Raw genomic sequence first — 570 nt, 5'->3', positions numbered from 1 at the left:
CAATGGCGCTGACCCGGGCGTCGATGGGCTGCTGCGGCCCCCCGACCTGAATGGCGCCGTCGGTGGTGCTGCCGGCGGGAGTGTTCTCAGCCATGGCTGTCGTGGTGCTCTCTCTCTGCGTCAGAAAACAGGTGCTGCCCCAGTGGTGCGCGGGTCGGCATCAACCGACCGCGCCCTCCATCTGCAGCTCGATCAGCCGGTTGAGCTCCAGCGCGTACTCCATCGGCAGCTCGCGGGCGATCGGCTCGACGAAGCCACGGACGATCATGGCCATCGCCTCGTCCTCGGACAGACCGCGGCTCATCAGGTAGAAGAGCTGGTCGTCGCTGACCTTGGAGACGGTCGCCTCGTGGCCCATGGACACGTCGTCCTCGCGGACGTCCACGTACGGGTAGGTGTCCGAGCGCGAGATGGTGTCCACCAGGAGCGCGTCACAGAGCACGTTCGACTTCGAGCCGTGCGCGCCCTCGCCGATCTCGATCAGACCGCGGTAGGAGGTGCGACCGCCGCCTCGGGCCACCGACTTGGAGACGATGTTCGAGGAGGTGTTCGGCGCCATGTGCACCATCT

Annotated in this window: 1 protein-coding gene; it reads right to left on the bottom strand. The window is 66.8% G+C overall.

What is annotated here, in order from left to right; genetic code table 11:
* Positions 1–160: 160 nt before the first annotated feature.
* The coding region (locus tag KUM32_RS38940) for a SufD family Fe-S cluster assembly protein (RefSeq protein WP_217146504.1) at positions 161–570 on the bottom strand (410 nt) is incomplete at its 5' end.

Source organism: Streptomyces sp. AC627_RSS907, from assembly GCF_019049165.1.
The sequence above is the reverse complement of the archived record's forward strand: the minus strand, read 5'-3'. Positions and strand labels throughout refer to the sequence as shown.